This is a genomic window from Streptomyces ardesiacus, assembly GCF_003112575.1.
GTDB classification, from domain to species: domain Bacteria; phylum Actinomycetota; class Actinomycetes; order Streptomycetales; family Streptomycetaceae; genus Streptomyces; species Streptomyces ardesiacus.
The window spans coordinates 524875-546381 of the sequence record NZ_BEWC01000005.1 but is presented as its reverse complement, the minus strand read 5'-3'; the positions used below and the strand labels follow the sequence as shown (position 1 = coordinate 546381).

Sequence of the window (21507 nt, the reverse complement as noted above, 5' to 3'; positions counted from 1 at the left end):
CTACGCCGCGACGAGATACGAGAAGACGGACTCGAGGGACTCGTCGGAGGGCGAGACCGTGAGGAGTCGGATGCCGTGGTCGCGGGCGACCTTGGGCAGCAGGGCCGTGAACCTGCCGAAGTCGACGGCCTGGATGCGCAACGCGCCCTCGGCGTGGTCGACCTCGATGCCGGACGTCGACGGGTCGGCGATCAGCGCTGCCGCGAGAGCCCGGTCGTCGCTGGAACGCACCAGGTAGCGGTGCGGCCGGTCGGTCATCAGGCGGCGGATCTTGCGGAAGTCGCCGCTGGCCGCGTGGCGTCCGGCGACGATGACCTCGATGTGCCAGGCGAGCTGCTCGACCTCTTCGAGGATGTGCGAGGAGAACAGCACGGTGCGGCCCTCGTCGCCCATGCGCCGCAGCAGGTCCATGAGCTGCATGCGCTGGCGCGGATCCATGCCGTTGAACGGCTCGTCGAGCAGGAGCAGCGACGGCTGGTGGACGAGGGCCGAGGCCATCTTCACGCGCTGGCGCATGCCCTTGGAGTAGGTGGCGATCTTCCGGTCCTGGGCATAGGCCATCTCGACCGTGGCGAGCGCCTCGTCGGCCGCCTTGGCGCCCAGGCCGTGCAGTTCGGCGTTGGCGAGGACGAACTCGCGGCCGGTGAGGAAGTCGTACATCGCCTCCCGCTCAGGGACGATGCCGATGTGCTGGTAGATGTCCTCGTTGCGCCAGACCGGCTGCCCGTCGAGGGTGACGCTGCCGGTGGAGGGGGCGAGGAAGCCGCCCATCATGTTGATGAGGGTGGACTTTCCCGCGCCGTTGGGGCCGAGCAGGCCGGTGACACCGGGGCCGATCGTCATGGTGATGTCGTTGACGGCGACCACGTTGCCGAACCAGCGGGAGACGTGGTCGATGTTCAGCGTGGTCACAGTCCCACCTTCTTGTAGCGGCGCACCAGCAGGCCGTAGGCGCCGGCGATCAGGCCGAGGGTGACGAGGACGTAGACGGCGCCCTCACCGTTGCTCGGGCCGACCCCGCCGGGGAAGGCCGAGGTGGCGCCCAGGAAGGCGGACTGCACGCCGTCGATGAGGGTGATCGGCGAGAACAGGCCTATCCAGGCGACGGCTCCGGAGCTGCCCTGGACGTCCGCGATGGCCTGGAGCGTGGAGACCGCGCCGTAGGTGATGGTCAGGACGGCGATGACGGCCGCGATGCCGAAGCCGCGGCGCGGGGTGACCGCGGCCACGACCAGGCCGAGGCCGGCGAAGAGCAGGGAGAGCAGTGCCACGGAGACCAGCCCCTGGGCGAACCCCTTGGTCTGGTCCGCGAAGTCGAGTTTGGCGAGCAGTGCGCCCACGTAGAGCACCAGCAGGGGCGCGGCGGTGAGGATGAAGAGGGCCGAGGCCAGCGACGCGTACTTGGCGCGGACGTAGTCGGAGGTCTCGATCGGCCGGGAGAAGTACAGCGGCACGGTCTTGAAGCGCAGGTCGCGCGAGACGGACTGCGGGGCCTGGGACGCGACGTACAGGCTGATCACGGCCTGCAGGACGATCGCGTAGCGCGTGTAGTCCAGGGGCAGGTCGTTGGCCTTGGTGGCGACGGCGACCGCGACCATGATGGCCGCCGGGAGGCACATCACCACGAACAGCAGCATCGGCAGCACCTTGGACTTGACCGAGCGGCCGAGTCCGTAGGCGCCGCGCAGGGACTGCGAGTACAGCGAACGGCGGGCGTAGGCGCGGCCGAGGCGGGGGCCGTCGTAGCTGCGGTAGCCGATGTTGTGGATGCGGGTCTGGTCACCCGGGACCGTGGCTGCGGGCTGTTCAACCGCCATGGCCGACCGCCTCCTTCCGTTCTGCGTCGCTGTCGGTGAAGACCTCCGAGATGTGGTGCCGGCGCTGCTCCATGCGGACCAGGCCGAGGCCGAGGTCGGCTATGACGTCCCGGACGAGGTCGTAGGTCTCCTCGCCCGCCGCGGTGAGCAGCAGGACGTGGCCGGCACCGGGCAGGCCGCTGCCGTCCTGGACGCTCACCCCGCGCGCGTCCAGCGCGTCGCGCACCGCGCGGGTGCCGTCGGGGTGTTCGTCGGTGTCGGTGACCTCGATCGCGAGGGTCGTGGTGGTCTGGGTGAAGTCCGTGGTGGAGCTGGAGCGCAGCAGCTTGCCGCCGTCCACGACGACGACGTGGTCGCAGGTGCGTTCCAGTTCGCCCAGCAGGTGGGAGGTGACCAGGACCGAGATGCCGAAGTCCGTGTGGATGCGCCGGATGAGGCCGAGCATCTCGTCGCGGCCGACCGGGTCGAGGCCGTTGGTCGGCTCGTCGAGGAAGACCAGCTGGGGGTCGTGGACGAGGGCCTGGGCGAGCTTCACGCGCTGCTTCATGCCCGTCGAGTAGCCGCCGATGGGGCGGTAGCGCTCCTCGTAGAGGCCGACGTGGCGCAGGGTGTCGGCCGTGCGCTCGCGGGCGGCGGTGGGCGGCAGGCCGGACATGCGCGCCATGTGGACGACGAACTCGGTGGCCGAGACGTCGGGTGGCAGGCAGTCGTGTTCCGGCATGTAGCCGACCCGCTCGCGGATCTCGGGGCCCTTGGTGGCGACATCGAGTCCGAGCACTTCGGCCCGGCCCTCGGTGGCGGGGGACAGACCCAGCAGGATCTTGATCAGGGTGGACTTGCCGGCGCCGTTGGCCCCGACGAGTCCGGTCACACCGGGTCCGACGTCCACGGACAGCCGGTCGAGCGCGGTCACCCGGGGGAACCGCTTGCTCAGGCTTTCGGTCGCGATCACAGTCACATCCACGACAGTAGTGACGGGCGCCACCGCGGTCGTCAGACCGCAGAGCCGTCTTCGCCTCAGACTCGAGTAGTACGCGCCCGTAGGGGATGCCGTACCTGAGAGCCACGGCACGGCTCTCGGGCCCGCTCACGTCGCCCTGCGCGCCTCCCTATTGACGATGGGTCTAACAACTGGGAGATTCGGCGGCGTCACGTTACGGACGAGTAGCAGGGGAAGCGCCTTCAGGCTGGACGACGGGCTGCCGCACGAGCGGCGCCGGGCGGAGGAGGAATGACGGTGCTGGACGGAGCGCGGGAGCGCTGGGTGCGCTCGGGCGGGGTCGATCTGTGCGTCGTGGAACTGGGCAACCCGCAACGGCCCACGGTGGTCCTGGTGCACGGCTACCCGGACAGCAAGGAGGTCTGGTCCGAGGTCGCCGCCCGCCTGGCCGGCCGGTTCCACGTGGTCCTCTACGACGTCCGCGGCCACGGCCGGTCCACCGCGCCGAGTCCGCTGCGGGGCGGGTTCACGCTGGAGAAGCTGACGGACGACTTTCTGGCCGTGGCCGACGCGGTCAGCCCGGACCGTCCGGTGCACCTGGTGGGCCACGACTGGGGCTCGGTCCAGTCCTGGGAGTTCGTCACGGTCAAGCGCACCGAGGGCCGTATCGCCTCCTTCACCTCGATGTCCGGCCCCTCCCTGGACCACTTCGGCCACTGGATCAACAAGCGCCTCAGGCGTCCCACCCCGCGCCGGGTCGGGCAGCTCCTCGGCCAGGGCGCCAAGTCCTGGTACGTCTACCTGCTGCACACGCCGGCCCTTCCCGAACTGGCCTGGCGCGGTCCCCTCGGCAAGCGCTGGCCGGGCATCCTGGAGCGCGTGGAGAAGGTGCCCGCCGGCGACTACCCGACCGCTTCCCTGCCGTCGGACGCGGCCCACGGGGCGTGGCTGTACCGGGACAACGTCCGGCCCCGGCTGCGCAGGCCCCGCGAGGACGCCTACGCGCACGTGCCCGTGCAGCTCGTCACGCCGCTCGGCGACGCGTTTCTGTCGGAGCGGCTCTACGACGGGCTCGAGCTGTGGGCGCCACGGCTCACGCGGCGCACGCTGCCCGCGCAGCACTGGGTGCCGCGCACCCGGCCGGACCGGCTGGCGGACTGGATCACGGAATTCGTCACCGCCGTCGAGGACGGCCGCTCGGAGACCTCGGCGAACGGGAAGTACGCCGACCGCTTCGCCGGGCAACTGGTTCTGGTGACCGGCGCGGGCAACGGCATCGGCCGGGCCACGGCGTTCGCCTTCGCCGAGGCGGGCGCGCGCGTCGTGGCGGTCGACCGGGACGCCGAGGCCGCCGCCCGGACCGCGGAGCTCTCCCGGCTGGTCGGCGCGCCGGCCGCCTGGGCCGAGGCCGTGGACGTCTCCGACGCGCAGGCCATGGAGCGGCTGGCCGCCAGGGTCGCCGCCGAGTACGGCGTGGTGGACGTGCTCGTGAACAACGCCGGGATCGGCCTGTCGGGCTCCTTCTTCGACACCACGCCGGAGGACTGGAAGCAGGTCCTCGACGTCAACCTGTGGGGCGTGATCCACGGTTGCCGTCTGTTCGGCCGGCAGATGACCGAACGCGGGCAGGGCGGGCACATCGTCAACACCGCGTCGGCGGCGGCCTTCCAGCCCTCCCGGGCGCTGCCCGCCTACGGAACCTCCAAAGCGGCGGTGCTGATGCTGAGCGAGTGCCTCAGGGCCGAGCTGGCCGGTCAGGGGATCGGCGTCACAGCGATCTGCCCCGGCCTGGTCAACACCGGCATCACATCCACGGCGCACTTCGCGGGCGTGGACGCGGAGGAGGAGAAGCGGCGCCGGCAGCGCGCCGCCCGGCTGTACGGAAGGCGCAACTACCCGCCGGAGAAGGTGGCCGACGCCGTCCTGGAGGCGGTCGTGCACAACAGGGCCGTGGTCCCGGTGACTCCGGAAGCGCGGGGAGCCCACCTCATGTCCCGCTTCGCACCACGGATGCTGAGGCGTCTCGCCCGGGTCGAGCCGCCTCTTTAGTTTCCACAGAAGGACCCAACCAGCCTGTGGATAACTGGACTTGACTGTGGATCAAACCTCGTCGGCGAAATCTCTTCGCGTGAGGCGCGTCTCACCAGGCAGGCTGGTGCCATGCAACAGGACCACACGGACGACGGACACGGAGACGCGCACGACGGCAGACGCACGGTGAAGGTGTCCAAGTACCTGTCGAAGCACCTGCGCCACCAGCCCGCAAGGATCGGGCTCACGCTCGACGAGGGCGGCTGGGTGGAGATCGACGCGCTGATCTCCGCTGCGGCCGCGCACGGCTTCCGCTTCACCCGCGAAGAGCTCGACCACGTGGTCGCGACCAACGACAAGCGGCGTTTCGCCGTGGAGGGCACCCGCATCCGCGCCAGCCAGGGCCACAGCATCGACGTGGACCTCGGCCTGCCTCCGGCGTCCCCGCCGCCGTACCTCTATCACGGGACCGTGTCCCGGCATCTGGAAGGCATCCGCGCCGAGGGGCTGCGTCCCATGAACCGACACGACGTCCACCTCTCGTCCGACCGGGCCACCGCGACCAGGGTCGGAGCGCGCCGCGGCTGGCCGGTCGTGCTCGCCGTGGACGCCGCCGCCATGCACCGCGACGGGCACCTCTTCCGTGTCAGCGCGAACGGGGTCTGGCTGACGCAGTCCGTGCCACCCCGCTACCTGCGTTTCCCCGCTCCGCGCTGACCCCGCATGATCGAAGGCATGGAGCACCTCCCCACCACCCAGTCCGCCGTCAACGCCCTCCGTGCCGTCGCCGGGGAGTTCGCGCTGGAGATCGAGGTCACCGACGACATCGGCGCCGACCAGACCTCCCGTCGCAGCGCCGCGGGCGTGGGAGTGACCACCGATCCCGACGGTTCCCTCCCGCACGAGGCATTCGTCGAGTTCGGCGGCGTTCCCCGGGTGAGCGTCCGGCTCTTCCCGGAGGACGATGCGCTGATCACCGTGGAGAACGTGGAGTTCCCGGACATCCCACGCGACGAGGTGCCCGCGTTCCTGCGCTCCGTCTTCGGCAACCGCGCCTTCGTCAAGGGGCGCCGCTTCCCGCCCGGGTACCAGCTGATCGTTCCGCTGCCCGGCGACCGCACCCACCGGGAGTACGTGCCGATGATCCTGCTCACTCCGTGGCTGAACAGCCGCGTTCGGTGACGCCGGAGGCCGTTTCACGTGAAACGGCGACCGGCCGCATAAGGTCGGAGGCATGAGCCTGCGCCTGAGCACCGTGATCCTTCCGTACCGTCGCTGGCACGAGGGCGGACGTTCGGCCTGGACGAGGGCCGAGCAGCTCGGCTTCCACACCGCGTACACCTACGACCACCTCTCCTGGCGCAGCTTCAGGGACGGCCCGTGGTTCGGTGCCGTCCCGACCCTCACCGCCGCCGCGGCCGTCACGGAGCGGCTGCGTCTGGGCACCCTGGTCACTTCGCCGAACTTCCGGCACCCGGTGACGCTCGCCAAGGAACTGATCTCCCTCGACGACATCTCCGGTGGCCGGATCACGCTCGGCATAGGAGCGGGCGGCACCGGTTTCGACGCCACGGCGCTGGGCCAGGAGCCATGGACTCCGCGTGAGCGGGCGGACCGCCTCGGCGAGTTCCTGCCGTTGCTGGACCGGCTGCTGACCGAGGACGCCGTGTCCTATGTGGGCGACTTCTACTCGGCCCACGAGGCGCGCAACATCCCTGGGTGCGTACAGCGGCCCCGACTGCCCTTCGCGGTGGCCGCGACCGGCCCGCGGGGCCTGGCGCTCGCCGCGCGGCACGGACAGGCGTGGGTGACCACCGGCGACCCCAAGCTGTTCGAGAACGGCACCGCCGAGCAGTCGGACCGGGCCCTGCGGCAGCAGGCGGACCGGCTGGCCGACGCCTGTGCCGCGATCGGCCGCGAGGTGGGTGAGCTGGACCGGGTCCTGCTCACCGGCTTCACCCCGGAGCGCAACCGCCCGCTGGATTCCGTGGACGCGTTCGTGGACTTCGCCGGACGTCACCGGGCCCTGGGCTTCACCGAGCTCGTCGTCCACTGGCCGATCGCGGACTCGGACTTCGCCGCGGACGAGAAGGTCTTCGAGCGGATCGCGATGGAGGCGCCGGCGCAGTTGAAGGAGTGAGATCGGAGACGGGGAGGCCGAACGTGAGAGCCGTAGCTCACATATGTGCGGACCCGCGCACGGGCGTGCACGCATATGCGTGACAATGACCGGGTGACCTCAGCGACCCGAAAGCCCGAGCCCCCGGCCGCCGCCACCCGCCCGCGCCTCATCGCCACCGACCTCGACGGCACGCTGCTGCGCGACGACAAGTCGGTCTCGCCGCGCACGGTCGCCGCGCTGGCCGCCGCGGAGAAGGCGGGCATCGAGGTCTTCTTCGTCACCGGCCGCCCCGCCCGCTGGATGGATGTCGTCAGCGCCCACGTCCACGGGCACGGCCTCGCCATCTGCGGCAACGGCGCCGCCGTGGTCGACCTGCACGGCGGCCCCGGCAGCCACCGGTTCGTGAAAGTCCGCGCACTGCCGCAGGAGAACGCGCTGGACGCCGTACGGCTGCTCCGGGAGGCGGCACCCGGCACGGTGTACGCGGTCGAGCAGACGTACGGCTTCCACCAGGAGCCGGCCTATCCGAAGCTGCACATGGAGGACCCCGACGACCTCCTGCCCGCCGAGGAGATCCTGGCTCCGGGTGGCCGCGCCGCCGCCGAACCCGTTCTCAAGATCCTTGCCTTCCACCCGGAGCTGGACCCCGACGCCTTCCTCGCGTTGGCCCGCCTCGCCATCGGCGACCGCGCCAACGTCACCCGGTCCAGCCCCAGCGCCCTGCTGGAGATCAGCGGTCCCGAGGTCTCCAAGGCCAGCACGCTCGCCCTGTGCTGCGCCGAGCGCGGCATCTCGCACGAGGAGGTCGTCGCCTTCGGCGACATGCCGAACGACGTCGAGATGCTCACCTGGGCCGGACGGTCGTACGCGATGGGCAACGCGCACCCGGACGTGGTCGCCGCGGCCTCGGGGCGGACGGTCGCCAACAACGACGACGGGGTGGCCCTGGTGATCGAGCGGATGCTCGCGGACCTGCCCTGACGTTCCGCCCCGCGGCACCTCGGACGCCGTCACGACAGCGGCACCCCACGTGCCGACAGCCACGGCACCGGGTCCAGGGCCGAGCCCGTCTCGGGCGTGACGCGCACCTCGAAGTGCAGGTGGGGGCCGGTGGAGTTGCCGGTGGTGCCGGACTGGCCGATCCACTGCCCGGCTCCGACCCGGTCGCCCTGGTCGACGGCGACGGCGGCGAGATGGGCGTACTGCGTGTAGTAGCCGCCCGCGTGCTGGACGACCACCTGGATGCCGAAGGCCCCGCCGCAGGACACCTTCAGGACCCGGCCCGCGCCGGCCGCACGCACCGGTGTCCCGACCGGCACCGCGAAGTCCTGGCCGGTGTGCCGGTTCGCCCACCGCGACCCGCCGCTGCCGAACGACGCCGACAGCTCGTAGGTCTCGACCGGTGCCACCCAGGGCCGGTCGGCGGTGATGTCCGGCTGGTCGAGACGGACCGCGCCGGGGCACGAGCCGGCCGCGACGGAGGAGTCCGCCCGCCCCTCCAGCCGTGACCGCGCCGCCTCCAGCTTGCCCTCGATCTTCTTCTTCAGCCGCGCCAGGTCGGCGTTCCGCTTCTCCAGCGTCTGCCACGCCGACCGCGCCCTGGCCTCGTCGGCGGCGAGCCGGGCCTCGGCCCGCAGGTTCTCGCCGACGGCCCGGTCGACGGCCTGATGCGCACGGGACACGGCCCGCTGGCCATGCATCATCTCCTCGGGGTCGTCGGCGAGCAGCATCCGCGCGGTGAGGGGGAGTCCGCCACCGCTGCGGTACTGGGCGCGGGCGATGCGGCCCAGGTCCTCGCGCAGGGCGCCGGTCTTCTGCCGCTGCCCGTCGAGCAGCCGCTCGTACTCGAGGGCCTTCGCCCGCTGTTCCTCGGCCGAGCGCCGCCCGTCCTCGTACTGACGGGTGGCCGTCGCCGCCTCCTCGTACAGGCGCGCCACCTGCGGACCGAGGGCGGTGCCTGGTCCGCCGTCCCCGTCCGTGCCGTCGGTGGGGCGGGCCGCGAGCACCGCGAGGGCGCACAGAAGCACCGGAACGAGCAGCGGGCGCCGGCGGGGTGAGGGCATGTCAGCGATCGTGGACCGCCACGGGGCCCCGGGTCGCGTCCGGGTCGTACGAGTGGGGGACCCGTTGCCGCGAACGGCTCAGTGAGGCTGCTGCACCCGGGGCACCACGACGCCGGAGGCGCTCAGTACGGCGCTTCCCACAGCACCGTCGTGCCCGTGCCGCCCGCCCCGATGCCCGGCCCGAGCCGACTCGTGCCGCCGAGACTCTCGGCACGGCGCTCCAGGTTGTGCAGGCCGCTGCGCCGGCCGCCCTCCGGGATGCCGACCCCGTCGTCCGCGACGGTCAGCCGGACACCCGGCCGGCCGTCCCGCAGGGTCGCCGTCGCGTCCACGACCACCTCGATCCGGCCCGCGTGGGCGTGCCGGAAAGCGTTGGACAGGGTCTCGCGCAGTGCGGCGATGAGGTTCTTGCCGGTCAGATCGCCGACGGCGGTGTCGACCGGGCCGACGAAGCGGTGCGCGGGGGTGAAGCCCAGCGGCACGGCGGCCATGGAGATCTCGCGCAGCACGCGGGTGCGCAGCCCCGACGGCGCCTCGGCCGGCTGCTGGAGCGCGAAGATCGCGGAGCGGATCTCCTGGATGGTGACGTCGAGTTCGTCGACGGCCCCGCCCACCCCGTCCCGCACTTCCGGCGCGGCCGACCTGCGCTGGGCGCTCTCCAGCATCATGCCCGTCGCGAAGAGCCGCTGGATGACGAGATCGTGCAGGTCCCGGGCGATCCGGTCCCGGTCCTCGTACACGGCGAGCCGTTCCCGGTCGCGCTGAGCCTCGGCCATGGTGAGCGCCAGCGCCGCCTGCGAGGCGAACCGGTCGCCGAGTGCGCGCTCCGTCCGCGTGAACGGGCGCTCCCCCCGGGCGCGGGGCATGACGAGGCTCCCGAGGACGTTCCCGTCCCTGCACAGCGGCAGCAGCATGACCGGTCCGTACGAGCGCGCCGGTCCGTCCTCCAGGCGGGGGTCGGTGGCGGCGTCGTCCACGAACACGGGCCGCCCGGCGAGCAGTTCCGCGACGATGCCGTTCTCCGGCGGGATGACCTCGCCGAGGGCGTCCGTGGGGTGCGGCGCGTCGACGGCCACGATCTCCAGGCCGCCCCCGTCGGCCGGCAGCAGCACGATTCCGGCGGCGGCCCCGGAGAGACGACGGGCCTGCTCGGCGACGGTCTGGAGGGCATCGTCGATGTCACCGCCGGCCAGCAGGGCGGTGGTGACGGCGACCGAACCGTCGATCCAGCGCTCCCGCTGCTGAGCGGCCTCGTGCAGGCGCGCGTTGCCGATGGCGATGCCGGCCTCCGTGGCCAGGACCCGGACCACGGCGAGGTCGTGGTCGTCGAAGGGTTCGCCCGCGTGCTTGTCGGTCAGGTACAGGTGGCCGAAGATCTCGCCCCCCACCCGGACGGGTACGCCCAGGAAGCCGCGCTTGGGCGGGTGGGGCCCGGCGAGCGCGCACGAGCGCCGCTCCTCGTCCCCGGTCCGGCCGGCCGGCCGGACCTGTCCGTCCTCGCCGACGAGGGCGCCGGGCGGGCCCGCGGAACCGTCCGGGAGGAGGCCGACGCGCCGGACGTCCGTCTCGTTGGAGCCGTGGTGCACGAAGTCGGCCGGCCCGCCGCCGTCCTCGTCGACGACACCGATGGCGGCGTACCGGGCGTGCGCCAGGTCGGCGGCCGTCTCGCAGATCCGCTGCAGCGTGGTGCGCAGTTCCAGTCCGCTGCCGACGGCCCGCATCGCGTCCAGCAGTTTCGGCACCCGTGCCAGGAGTTCGGCCGACACCTCCGCACGGGACGGCGGGGTGCCGGAGGACGGTACGGAAGCCATGCCCCGAGCCTAATGAGACCCTTTTGCTCGGGAAAGTCGGATTCCGGTGTTTCTTCGGGAACCGGGGCCGGGTCGGCCGGTCACGACGCTCCCACCAGCAGCTCCGCCGCTTCCTCACGCCGGACCAGCTCCCGCAGTGCCCCGGGCACCGCCGTCAGCTCCGCGTACGTCCCCCGCTGCACGACCCGGCCCCGGTCCAGGACGATCACCTCGTCCACGTCCCGCAGTCCCGCCAGCCGGTGCGTGATCAGCAGGGTCGTACGGCCCTCGGTGGCGGCCAGCAGATCGGCGGTGAGCGCGTCGGCGGTCGGCAGGTCGAGGTGCTCGGCGGGCTCGTCGAGCACCAGGACGGGGAAGTCGGCGAGCAGCGCCCGGGCCAGGGCCAGCCGCTGACGCTGGCCGCCGGACAGCCGGGCCGCGTGCTCACCGACCAGCGTGTCCAGGCCGTCGGGCAGGCTGTCGGCCCATTCCAGCAGCCGGGCTCGCGCAAGCGCGTCGCGCAGTTCGCCCTCGGTCGCGTCCTTCCTGGCCAGGAGCAGGTTCTCGCGGACCGAGCTGTCGAAGAGGTGCGCGTCCTGGGCGCACAGCCCGACGAGCCTGCGTACGTCGTCGCCGGCCAGGGCACGGGAGTCGACACCGGCCAGCGTGAAGGAGCCCGCGTCCAGGTCGAGGAAGCGCAGCAGCACCTGGGCCAGCGTCGTCTTGCCGGACCCGGACGGTCCGACCACGGCGATGCGGCGGCCCTCCGCCAGCGTGAGATCCAGCCCCGCCAGCGCGTCCCTGTCCTGACCGGCGTGCCGGGCGGACAGCCCCGTGAGGACCACGGGGAACGGCGAGGCGGGCGCCTGCCGAGGCGTCTCCGGCTCCCGCACCGGCTCCGGGGCGTCGAGCACCTCGTACACGCGCTCGGCGCTCCGGTGCACGCGCTGCCGGTACTGCACGGCGAGCGGCAGCCCGAGGACGGCCTCGAAGGCGGCCAGCGGGGTGAGGACGACGACGGCCACGGCCACGCCGACGAGCCGGCCGTCGGCGACCGCCTGGACTCCGACGAGGGCGGCGCCCGCGACCGTCAGGCCGGAGACGAGTGCCGTCAGTCCGTCGCCCAGCGCGGTGGCGGTGGCGGCCCGCGAGGCGATCCGGGTGAGGACACCGTCGGCCCGCCGCGCCTCGGCCGCCCGCCCGGGCAGGGCACCGGCCACGCTCAGCTCGGCGGTGCCGGTGAGCAGGTCCGTCACCCGGGTGGCGAGCGCGCCCCGGGCGGGGGCCAGCCTGCGCTCGGCGTGCCGTGCCACGGCGGCGGTCACGAGCGGGACACCGGCACCGGCCGCGAGCAGCCCGGCCGCGAGTACGGCACCCGCTTCCGGCAGCAGCCAGGCGGTGAAACCGACCGACGCGACGGAGACGACCAGCGCACCGCCGGCGGGAAGCAGCCAGCGCAGCCAGTAGTCCTGGAGGGCGTCGACGTCGGCCACGAGCCGGGACAGCAGGTCGCCCCGGCGGCTGCGGCGCAGTCCGGCGGGGGCCAGCCGCTCCAGCCTCCGGTACACGGCGACCCGCGTGTCGGCCAGCATCCGCAGCACGGCGTCGTGCGACACGAGCCGCTCCGCGTAGCGGAACACGGCCCGCCCGATGCCGAAGGCGCGCGTCGCCGTCACGGCCACCATCAGGTACAGCACCGGAGGCTGCTCGGAGGCCCGCGAGATGAGGTAACCGGAGGTCGCCATCAGGCCGACGGCGCTGCCGAGGGCCAGGCTGCCGAGCAGCAGCGCGAGGCCCAGCCGCCCGCGCCGGGCACCGGACATGGCACGCACTCGGGAGAGCACGCCGTGACCGGCCTCGGGAGCGGCGTCGGCGGGCTCCGGGGCGTCGCACGAGGCCGGAACGGGGATGCGGGGGCTCTCCTCCGTGCCGACCGGCCGGCCCTCGGCGGCGCCGGACGCGGCGACGCTCGCCGGCGCCTCCAGCCGCACCACCCGGTCGGCCACTTCCAGCAGCGCCGGACGGTGCACCACCAGCAGGACCGTCCGCCCCCGGGCCAGCCTGCGCACGGCGTCCACGACCTCGGCCTCGGTGGCCCCGTCCAGGGCCGCCGTCGGCTCGTCGAGCAGCAGCACCGGCCGGTCCGCGAGAAACGCGCGGGCCAGCGCGAGCCGCTGCCGCTGTCCGGCGGACAGACCCGTTCCGTCCTCTCCGAGGACCGTCTCCGTGCCCTCGGGCAGCGCGTCCACGAACTCCAGGGCGCCCGCGTCGCGCAGGGCGCGCCGTACGGCGGTGTCGTCGGCGTCGGGCCGGGCCAGCCGTACGTTCTCGGCGACGGTGCCGGCGTACAGGTGCGGATGCTGCGGCACCCAGGCGACGCGGGCGTGCCATGCGGCCACGTCGAGGGAGGCGAGGTCCGCTCCGCCGATCCGGACCCGTCCGGCGGCCGGGGAGACGAAGCCGAGGAGGGCGTTCAGGAGCGTCGACTTGCCCGCCCCACTGGGGCCGACGAGTGCCACGGTCTCCCCCGGCTCGACGGTGAAGTTCACGTCCGTGACGGCGTCCGCGCCGCGTCCCGGGTAGCGGACCGTCACGTCCTCGAAGGCCAGGGCACCCTCCGCCGGGACCCGGCCGGTCCCCGACGTCGGCAGGGGACGCTCCAGCACCGAGAAGATGTCCTCCGCGGCGGCGAGGCCTTCGGCCGCCGCGTGGTACTGGGCCCCCACCTGACGCAGCGGCAGATAGGCCTCGGGCGCGAGGACGAGCACGACCAGGCCGTCGTACAGCTCCATGTCTCCGTGGACCAGGCGCATGCCGATGGTGACGGCGACGAGCGCCACGGACAGCGTGGCGAGCAGTTCCAGGGCGAAGGACGACAGGAAAGCGATCCGCAGGGTCCGCATGGTCGCCTGGCGGTACTCGCCGGTGATGCGCTTGATCGACTCTGCCTGTGCCTTGGCCCGGCCGAAGACCTTCAGTGTCGGCAGCCCCGCGACCACGTCCAGGAAGTGCCCGGACAGCCTCGACAGCAACCGCCACTGCCGGTCCATCCGGGACTGGGTGGCCCAGCCGATCAGCATCATGAAGACCGGGATGAGGGGCAGGGTGCCGACGATGATGGCCGCCGAAACCCAGTCCTCGGTGACGATGCGGGCCAGTACCGCCACGGGCACGACGACCGCGAGGCCCAGTTGCGGAAGGTAGCGCGAGAAGTAGTCGTCGAGGGCGTCGACACCACGGGTGGCGAGGGCGACCAGTGATCCGGTGCGCTGGCCGCTCAGCCAGCCGGGGCCGAGGGCGGTGGCCCGCTCCAGCAGCCGGCCCCGCAGCTCCGACTTCACCGCCGCGCTCGCCCGGTGGGCGGCGAGTTCGGTGAGCCAGCCCACCAGCGCGCGGCCACAGGCCACGGCCACCAGCAGAAGGAGGGGGGTACGGAGCCCGGCGGCGGTCATGTCGTGCTGGAAGGCCCCCACCACCACCTCGGCGATGAGCATCGCCTGCGCGACGAGCAGTCCGGCGCCGACGGCCCCCAGGGCGACGACCGCCCCCAGGAAGAGCCGGGTGGCGCGGGCGTACCGCAGAAGACGTGGGTCGATGGGTTTCACGTGAAACAGGCCTCCCTGCCCGACGGGGGCGTTTCACGTGAAACGCCCCCCGTTGGACTCAGTGCGCGGCGTCGGCGAGGTGCTGAGTACCGATGCGCTTGCGGAACACCCAGTACGTCCAGCCCTGGTAGAGCAGGACGACCGGTGTGGCGATCACGGCCAGCCAGGTCATGATCTTCAGCGTGTAGGCGCTGGACGAGGCGTTGGTGACGGTGAGGCTCCAGTCCGGGTTAAGCGTGGACGGCATGACGTTCGGGAAGAGCGTCAGGAAGAGCATCGCCACGGCGGCCACGATGGTGACGCCGGACAGGGCGAACGACCAGCCCTCGCGCCCGGCCCGGTTCGCCAACAACGCGGCGACCAGGGCGGCGACGGCCACCACGAGGGCCACCAGGCTCTTGGCGTTCCCGCTGTCGGCCTGGGTCCACAGCAGGAAGGCGAGCGCCAGCACCGCCGTGACCAGACCGACGCGCAGGGCCAGGGTCCGCGCCCGCTCACGGATCTCACCGACGGTCTTGAGCGCGGTGAACACCGTTCCGTGGAAGGTGAACAGCGTCAGCGTCACCAGGCCGCCGAGGAGGGCGTACGGGTTGAGCAGGTCCCCGACCGAGCCGACGTACTCCAGGTTCCGGTCGATCTCCACACCGTGGACGATGTTGCCGAAGGCCACGCCCCACAGGAACGCGGGGATCAGTGAGGTCCAGAAGATCGCCGTCTCCCAGTTGCGCTGCCACTTCTCCTCGGGCCGCTTCACGCGGTACTCGAAGGCGACCCCCCGGACGATCAGGCAGACCAGGATGACCAGCAGGGGGAGGTAGAACCCGGAGAAGAGCGTGGCGTACCACTCCGGGAAGGCGGCGAAGGTGGCACCGCCGGCCGTGAGCAGCCACACCTCGTTGCCGTCCCACACGGGACCGATGGTGTTGATCAGCACCCGCTTCTCGGCCCGGTTCCGGGCGAGCAGCTTGGTGAGCACTCCGACGCCGAAGTCGAAGCCCTCCAGGAAGAAGTAGCCGGTCCACAGGACGGCGATCAGAACGAACCAGACGTCGTGCAGTTCCATGACTGTGCAGCTCCCTCGGCCTAGTACGAGAAGGCCATCGGCTTGTCGGCGTCACGGAGGTCGCCGCCGATCTTCGTGGGCGGGTTGAGGTCGTCCTCGGTCAGCTCCGGCGGCCCCGCCTTCACGTACTTGACCAGGAGCTTGACCTCGATGACGGCCAGGACGGCGTACAGCAGGGTGAAGACGGACATGGAGGTGATGACCTCGGCGGTGGAGACACCGGGGGAGACCGCGTCGCGGGTCTGCATCACGCCGTAGACGACCCACGGCTGCCGGCCCATCTCCGTGAAGATCCAGCCCCAGGAGTTGGCGATCAGGGGGAACGCCATCGTCCACAGCGCCAGCAGCCAGTACATGCGGGAGAGCCTCGACCCGAGCGGCTTCTTGAGCAGCACCAGATGCGGGACCTCGTCCTCCCCGGTGCGCAGGGCCGGTGGCAGCAGGAACCGCTTCCGTGTCAGCCACAGGCCCAGCAGGCCGAGCGAGAAGGACGCCATGCCGAAGCCGATCATCCAGCGGAAGCCCCAGTAGGCGACGGGGACGATGGGCTTGTAGTCACCGGGCCCGAACTGCTCCTGGAGGGCCTTGTTGGTGTCGTTGATGCCGGGGACGTAGGACTCGAAGTCGCTGTGCGCGAGGAAGGAGAGCAGTCCGGGGATCTCCAGGGCCACCTCGTTGTGCCCCTTGTCGACGTCCCCATAGGCGAACACCGAGAACGGTGCCGGCTCCTCGCCGTCCCACAGGGCCTCGGCGGCGGCCATCTTCATCGGCTGCTGCTCGTACATGACCTTGCCGAGGGTGTCGCCGCTGACCGCGGTGAGCAGGCCGCCGACCGCCAGGGTCACCAGGCCGAGCCGGAGGGAGGTCCGCATCACCGGGATGTGCTTCTTGCGCATCAGGTGGAAGGCGGCGATGCCGACCATGAAGGCGCCGCCGGTGAGAAAGGCCGCCGAGAAGCTGTGGAAGACCTGGTTGAGGGTGGTGTTCTGGGTGAGGACCTGCCAGAAGTCGGTGAGTTCGGCGCGGCCCTTCTCCTCGTTGATCCGGTAGCCGACGGGGTGCTGCATCCAGGAGTTCGCCGCGAGGATGAAGTACGCGGACAGCAGGGTGCCGATCGAGACCATCCATATGCAGGCCAGGTGGATCTTCTTGGGCAGCTTGTCCCAGCCGAAGATCCACAGGCCGATGAAGGTGGACTCGAAGAAGAAGGCGATCAGCGCCTCGAAGGCGAGCGGGGCACCGAAGACGTCGCCGACGAAACGGGAGTAGTCGGACCAGTTCATGCCGAACTGGAACTCCTGCACGATGCCGGTGACGACACCCATCGCGATGTTGATCAGGAAGAGCTTGCCCCAGAACTTGGTCGCCCTGAGGTACTTCTCCTTCTCCGTACGGACCCAGGCGGTCTGCAGTCCGGCCGTGAGGGCGGCCAGTGAGATCGTCAGCGGGACGAACAGGAAGTGGTAGACGGTCGTGATGCCGAACTGCCATCGCGCCAGCGTCTCCGGCGCCAGAGCCATGTCCACGTCTTCACTCTCCTCACAGCGCACACCACCGTGGTCAGCGGCGGTTTGAGCGCGTTTGTCACACCCAACACAGGCGCAATCGGGACACGCTTGTGAACGCGTTCACATTCACAAGCAATTATGACCTACTGCTTTTCGACACCGAAAGGGGGGTCCCCTGTGACGTCAACCCCTTCGCCGGGATCTCCACAAACTGTTGAATCCGAAGCCGCGGCAGGCGGTCCACGACCGTTCACGGCATGCCGAAACGACGACTCGCGGGACGGCAGGCGCCGTCCCGCGAGTCGTCGTGCGCGCGCCCGTGGAGGCTAGAGCTGCTTGCGGAACTCCTCCGACGCCTTCAGGAAGATGTCGTTCGCCTCGCTCTCGCCGACCGTCACGCGCACGCCCTCACCCGCGAAGGGCCGCACGACCACGCCGGCCTGCTCGCAGGCTTCGGCGAAGGCGAGCGTGCGCTCCCCCAGGCGCAGCCAGACGAAGTTGGCGTGGGTCTCCGGCACCGTCCAGCCCTGCGCGCGCAGCGCGTCGACCACACGCGTGCGCTCGCACACCAGCGAGCCGACCCGGCCGATCAGCTCGTCCTCGGCGCGCAGTGAGGCGATCGCCGCCTCCTGCGCGATCTGGCTGACTCCGAAGGGCACCGCCGTCTTGCGCAGCGCGGCAGCCACCGGCTCGTGGGCGATCGCGAACCCGACCCGCAGACCGGCCAGGCCGTAGGCCTTGGAGAAGGTCCGCAGGACGCAGACGTTGGGACGGTCACGGTAGAACTCCACGCCGTCCGGCACCTCGGCGTCGCGGATGAACTCGCGGTAGGCCTCGTCCAGGACCACCAGCACGTCGCTCGGCACCCGGTCCAGGAACCGCTCCAGCTCTGCCCGCCGCACCACCGTGCCCGTCGGGTTGTTGGGGTTGCAGACGAAGATCAGCCGGGTCCGGTCGGTGATCGCGTCCGCCATCGCGTCCAGGTCGTGCACCTCGCCCGGCGTCAGCGGGACCTGTACGGACCTCGCGCCGCTGATCTGCGTGATGATCGGGTACGCCTCGAAGGAGCGCCAGGCGTAGATCACCTCGTCGCCGGGGCCCGAGGTCGCCTGGATCAACTGCTGGGCCACACCGACCGAGCCGGTACCGGTGGCCAGGTGGGAGAGGGGCACGCCGAAGCGGTCCGACAGCTCGGCCATCAGCGACGTGCAGGCCATGTCCGGGTACCGGTTGAAGGAGGAGGCGGCGGCGGTCACCGTCTCCATCACCCCCGGCAGCGGCGGGTAGGGGTTCTCGTTGGAGGACAGCTTGTAGGCCACCGGACCGCCGGCCGCGGCGGGCTTGCCCGGCTTGTAGGTGGGAATCCCCTCCAGCTCGGCGCGCAGCTTGGGGCTCTTCTCGCTCACCGCAGTCCTCCTCATGACCACCACCGGCATCGAATACTTCTCACCTTATGAGGATTCGCCTTCGCTGCGTATAGGTGTGACCGGACCCGGCGGGGGTGCGACGATGCCTCGTCCGTCACAGTGGCATCAGGGACACCAGTACACGAAGGCGCACGATTCGGGGGGCGCGCCGCACATATATCTACGCGCCGGTGGCTCGCGCCGTGGCGCGCATCCCTCGTGCAGGTGAGTTGAGACCTCTTCGCAACATCCGCCACCCCACAGGCCCTCACTGGTCAGCACGTCAGGTAATGGGATGGAGGGGTTCAACTGGCTTGCTTTCCAAGGGCGTTAACCTCTAATGATCATGCAGAAACGTGACTGTCAACGCGTGCATATGCGTCCGCCCTACCCCACCCCATGAGCCCTACTATCGGCTCGCCATGACAGCAGCAGGGAAGCACCAGGTGAGCCGCGCGGAAACCTCACGTCGAGGCAGCCGGCCGGGTCGGGCGGGTATCAGGGACGTGGCCGCCGCCGCCGGAGTATCCATCACTACCGTCTCCGACGCCCTCAACGGCAAGGGCCGACTCCCGGATGCCACCCGGCGCCATGTGCGCGAGGTCGCGGACCGACTGGGCTACCGGCCCTCGGCCGCCGCCCGCACGCTCCGCACCGGCAAGTCCGGACTGATCGGCCTGACCGTGACGACGTACGGGGATGAACCTTTCACCTTCACCGAGTTCGCGTACTTCGCCGAGATGGCACGGGCCGCCACGTCCGCCGCGCTCGCCCGCGGCTACGCCCTCGTCATCCTCCCGGCGACGTCCCGTCACGACGTGTGGTCCAACGTCGCGCTCGACGGCACGGTCGTCATCGACCCCTCGGACCACGATCCGGTCGTCAGCGAGCTGGTGCGCCAGGGCTTACCCGTCGTGTCCGACGGCCGGCCCGTCGGCTCGCTGCCGGTGACCGCCTGGGTCGACAACGACCACGAGGCGGCCGTCCTCGGCATCCTCGACCACCTCGCCGACGCCGGAGCCCGCAGGATCGGCCTGCTCACCGGCACCACGACCGACACGTACACACACTTGTCGACCACCGCCTACCTGCGCTGGTGCGAGCGCGTCGGCCAGGACCCGGTCTACGAGGCCTACCCCGCGCACGATCCGTGCGCCGGCGCGGTCGCCGCCGACCGGCTGCTGGCCCGCCCCGACCGGCCCGACGCCGTCTACGGCCTGTTCGACCCGAACGGCACCGACCTGCTCGCCGCCGCCCGCCGCTACGGTCTGCGGGTCCCCGAGGACCTGCTGCTGGTCTGCTGCAGCGAGTCCACCGTGTACGCCAGCACCGAGCCGCCCATCACCACCCTGTCGCTCAAACCCCGGCGCATCGGCACCGCCGTGATCCAAGTCCTCATCGACGCGATCGAGGGGCTGAACTCCGACCAGCCGGTCGAGCAGGTGATACCGACCGAGCTGATCGTGCGCACCTCGTCGCAGCGACGGCCACCGCGCACGACGGTCAGCCCGCCGCGGTCGCCGGAGGGCGACTAGGGCGGCAAGGGCGCGGGACCCGGTGCGGAGCGGACCCGGGTCCCGGTCCCACGCCCGGCCGGGACCCGCCGGCGCCCGGGCGGGCGTACGCGCGAACCGGCCGCCGTACGCGCGACCCGCCCGGCGCACACCGCAGCGACGCGCCGCGCGGCGGAACAGCACACCGCGCGGTGGCGCGTTCCGGCCGGGACACGGGAAAGAACGGTGCAGAAGGACAACGCGGGGCGACGGCGAAACAGGGCGGCGCACGCCACACCCGGCACCTCCGGCACACCGGCGGGCCACGGTCACGTCCGGACGAAGCCAGGCCCAATCGGGGCGAATGCCGCGGCGAACCGCAGTCCTGTCCTGATTCACCACCCCTGGGTCATCACACAGCGCGATCCGCATTCCTATGATGGGCCCACACACCGCGGGCCGCTGCGACCAGGCAGTCCGAAGCGGTGCAGATGCGGCGCGATGGTGGAGGGGTCGATGACTCAGGGGGCCGGTCAGGGACCCGAGGTGGAGCGGACGGCGACGGTGCGCGACTTCCGGGTACCCGCGTACGTCCACGGTGCCGCTCCGTACGCTGCCCCCGGCATGCACACGGGCGAGTCGGCGCCACCCTCCGAGGAGGCCGAGGAGGCCCTGCCCGAGGGCTACACGCCCACTCAGCGCGATCTGCCCGTCATCCGTCGGGGTGACACGGTCCAGGTCACGGTCGACCCCGAGCCGGTAGCGGTGCAGCAGCAGGCCACCGGCCAGGGACCCCTCTTCGTCGTCGGCGACGTCCACGGCTACCTCGACGAGCTGCTGGCCGCCCTGCGGGAGAAGGGCCTCGTCGACGACGCCGGCCAGTGGTGCGCGGGGACCTCGCGGCTGTGGTTCCTCGGCGACTTCACCGACCGCGGCCCGGACGGCATCGGCGTCATCGACCTCGTGATGCGGCTGTCCGCGGAGGCCGCCGCGGCCGGCGGCTACTGCAAGGCGCTGATGGGCAACCACGAACTGCTGCTGCTCGGTGCCAAGCGGTTCGGCGACACCCCCGTCAACTCCGGCGCGGGCACCGCCACCTTCCAGGCCGCCTGGCTGCTGAACGGCGGCCAGAAGACCGACATGGACCGCCTCCAGGACCACCACCTGCAGTGGATGGCCCGCCTCGACGCCATGGAGGAGGTCGACGGCCACCTCCTGGTCCACTCGGACGCCACCACGTACCTCGACTACGGCCGCTCCATCGAAGAGGTCAACGACACCGTCCGCGAGACGCTCACGCGCAACGACGCGGAGGAGGTGTGGGACCTGTTCCGCAAGTTCACCAAGCGTTTCTCCTTCCGCGACGAGGGCGGCGCCGACGCCGTGCGCTCACTGCTGGACACCTACGGCGGCACCCGGATCGTTCACGGCCACAGCCCCATTCCCTACCTGCTCGGCGAAGTCGGCTCCGAGGACGGCGAGGACGACACCCGTACCGTGGTCGAGGGACCGCACGTCTACGCGGACGGCCTGGCCATCGCGATGGACGGCGGCGTGACCATGGCCGGAAAGCTGCTGGTCCAGCAACTCCCCCTGGAATCCTGACCCTTCACCGGAGGGTTTTTCCGGCGCGGTCGTCCGCACCGACGGCACCCAATTTCTGGAAACC

16 protein-coding genes are annotated in these 21507 nt (G+C 71.4%); 7 read left to right on the top strand and 9 right to left on the bottom strand.

The window, feature by feature from the left end; translation table 11 throughout:
- Genes Sdi02f_RS19065 through Sdi02f_RS19055 form a run of 3 tightly spaced genes read right to left on the bottom strand, consistent with a single transcriptional unit; the run spans position 1 to position 2769 of the window.
- Positions 1–912 carry an ABC transporter ATP-binding protein gene (locus Sdi02f_RS19065; protein ID WP_030403123.1) on the bottom strand — a complete coding sequence of 304 codons (912 nt, stop codon included), beginning with the start codon at positions 910–912 and terminating at the stop codon, positions 1–3.
- Entirely contained in the window at positions 909–1817 is a 909-nt protein-coding gene (locus Sdi02f_RS19060) for an ABC transporter permease (RefSeq protein ID WP_030403122.1), read from the bottom strand. Before Sdi02f_RS19060 ends, Sdi02f_RS19065 begins: the two co-directional genes overlap by 4 nt.
- Positions 1807–2769, bottom strand: coding sequence for an ABC transporter ATP-binding protein (locus Sdi02f_RS19055; protein ID WP_030403121.1), 963 nt, complete (start codon positions 2767–2769; stop codon positions 1807–1809). Before Sdi02f_RS19055 ends, Sdi02f_RS19060 begins: the two co-directional genes overlap by 11 nt.
- A 279-nt stretch (positions 2770–3048) precedes the next feature.
- On the opposite strand from Sdi02f_RS19055, the gene Sdi02f_RS19045 reads away from it, so the two are divergent.
- The 5 genes from Sdi02f_RS19045 (at position 3049) to Sdi02f_RS19025 (ending at position 7891) form a co-directional block, all read left to right on the top strand.
- On the top strand, positions 3049–4806 hold the full coding sequence (locus Sdi02f_RS19045) for an SDR family oxidoreductase (RefSeq protein ID WP_108933706.1): 1758 nt from the start codon (positions 3049–3051) through the stop codon (positions 4804–4806).
- 111 nt (positions 4807–4917) lie between these two features.
- Complete coding sequence (locus Sdi02f_RS19040) at positions 4918–5505, top strand: RNA 2'-phosphotransferase (RefSeq protein ID WP_108933705.1); 588 nt, start codon at positions 4918–4920, stop codon at positions 5503–5505.
- Positions 5506–5511: 6 nt separating this feature from the next.
- Positions 5512–5970 carry a hypothetical protein gene (locus Sdi02f_RS19035; RefSeq protein ID WP_030403118.1) on the top strand — a complete coding sequence of 153 codons (459 nt, stop codon included), beginning with the start codon at positions 5512–5514 and terminating at the stop codon, positions 5968–5970.
- A gap of 52 nt (positions 5971–6022) precedes the next feature.
- Positions 6023–6928, top strand: coding sequence for an LLM class flavin-dependent oxidoreductase (locus Sdi02f_RS19030; RefSeq protein WP_031084717.1), 906 nt, complete (start codon positions 6023–6025; stop codon positions 6926–6928).
- A gap of 75 nt (positions 6929–7003) precedes the next feature.
- Entirely contained in the window at positions 7004–7891 is an 888-nt protein-coding gene (locus Sdi02f_RS19025) for a Cof-type HAD-IIB family hydrolase (protein WP_030403116.1), read from the top strand.
- 29 nt (positions 7892–7920) lie between these two features.
- Here Sdi02f_RS19025 and Sdi02f_RS19020 read toward each other — a convergent pair whose 3' ends face one another.
- From Sdi02f_RS19020 to hisC, 6 genes are all read right to left on the bottom strand, one after another.
- Complete coding sequence (locus tag Sdi02f_RS19020; RefSeq protein WP_108933704.1) at positions 7921–8973, bottom strand: M23 family metallopeptidase; 1053 nt, start codon at positions 8971–8973, stop codon at positions 7921–7923.
- Positions 8974–9095: 122 nt separating this feature from the next.
- A complete protein-coding gene (locus Sdi02f_RS19015; protein WP_108933703.1) occupies positions 9096–10784 on the bottom strand; it encodes a sensor histidine kinase in 1689 nt (562 codons plus the stop codon).
- A gap of 80 nt (positions 10785–10864) precedes the next feature.
- Complete coding sequence (gene cydD, locus Sdi02f_RS19010) at positions 10865–14368, bottom strand: thiol reductant ABC exporter subunit CydD (protein WP_108933702.1); 3504 nt, start codon at positions 14366–14368, stop codon at positions 10865–10867.
- Between the two features lie 58 nt (positions 14369–14426).
- Entirely contained in the window at positions 14427–15431 is a 1005-nt protein-coding gene (gene cydB, locus Sdi02f_RS19005; RefSeq protein WP_030403112.1) for a cytochrome d ubiquinol oxidase subunit II, read from the bottom strand.
- A 20-nt stretch (positions 15432–15451) separates the two neighbouring features.
- Positions 15452–16957 (bottom strand): cytochrome ubiquinol oxidase subunit I, encoded by a 1506-nt coding sequence (locus Sdi02f_RS19000; protein WP_030403111.1) that lies wholly within the window; start codon positions 16955–16957, stop codon positions 15452–15454.
- Between the two features lie 308 nt (positions 16958–17265).
- Complete coding sequence (gene hisC / locus Sdi02f_RS18995) at positions 17266–18345, bottom strand: histidinol-phosphate transaminase (protein WP_030403110.1); 1080 nt, start codon at positions 18343–18345, stop codon at positions 17266–17268.
- A 422-nt stretch (positions 18346–18767) separates the two neighbouring features.
- On the opposite strand from hisC, the gene Sdi02f_RS18990 reads away from it, so the two are divergent.
- On the top strand, positions 18768–19880 hold the full coding sequence (locus Sdi02f_RS18990; RefSeq protein ID WP_063788239.1) for a LacI family DNA-binding transcriptional regulator: 1113 nt from the start codon (positions 18768–18770) through the stop codon (positions 19878–19880).
- 459 nt (positions 19881–20339) lie between these two features.
- A complete protein-coding gene (gene sppA / locus Sdi02f_RS18980; RefSeq protein WP_107049702.1) occupies positions 20340–21443 on the top strand; it encodes a Ser/Thr/Tyr protein phosphatase SppA in 1104 nt (367 codons plus the stop codon).
- The last annotated feature ends 64 nt before the right edge of the window (positions 21444–21507 follow it).

Bases quoted from the DNA above. Each gene is read 5' to 3' on its own strand.
- Sdi02f_RS19060 (WP_030403122.1), bottom strand. From the start codon at position 1,817: ATGGCGGTTGAACAGCCCGCAGCCACGGTCCCGGGTGACCAGACCCGC.
- Sdi02f_RS19045 (WP_108933706.1), top strand. From the start codon at position 3,049: ATGACGGTGCTGGACGGAGCGCGGGAGCGCTGGGTGCGCTCGGGCGGG.
- Sdi02f_RS19040 (WP_108933705.1), top strand. From the start codon at position 4,918: ATGCAACAGGACCACACGGACGACGGACACGGAGACGCGCACGACGGC.
- Sdi02f_RS19035 (WP_030403118.1), top strand. From the start codon at position 5,512: ATGATCGAAGGCATGGAGCACCTCCCCACCACCCAGTCCGCCGTCAAC.
- Sdi02f_RS19030 (WP_031084717.1), top strand. From the start codon at position 6,023: ATGAGCCTGCGCCTGAGCACCGTGATCCTTCCGTACCGTCGCTGGCAC.
- Sdi02f_RS19025 (WP_030403116.1), top strand. From the start codon at position 7,004: ATGCGTGACAATGACCGGGTGACCTCAGCGACCCGAAAGCCCGAGCCC.
- Sdi02f_RS19020 (WP_108933704.1), bottom strand. From the start codon at position 8,973: ATGCCCTCACCCCGCCGGCGCCCGCTGCTCGTTCCGGTGCTTCTGTGC.
- Sdi02f_RS19015 (WP_108933703.1), bottom strand. From the start codon at position 10,784: ATGGCTTCCGTACCGTCCTCCGGCACCCCGCCGTCCCGTGCGGAGGTG.
- cydB (WP_030403112.1), bottom strand. From the start codon at position 15,431: ATGGAACTGCACGACGTCTGGTTCGTTCTGATCGCCGTCCTGTGGACC.
- Sdi02f_RS18990 (WP_063788239.1), top strand. From the start codon at position 18,768: ATGACAGCAGCAGGGAAGCACCAGGTGAGCCGCGCGGAAACCTCACGT.
- sppA (WP_107049702.1), top strand. From the start codon at position 20,340: ATGGTGGAGGGGTCGATGACTCAGGGGGCCGGTCAGGGACCCGAGGTG.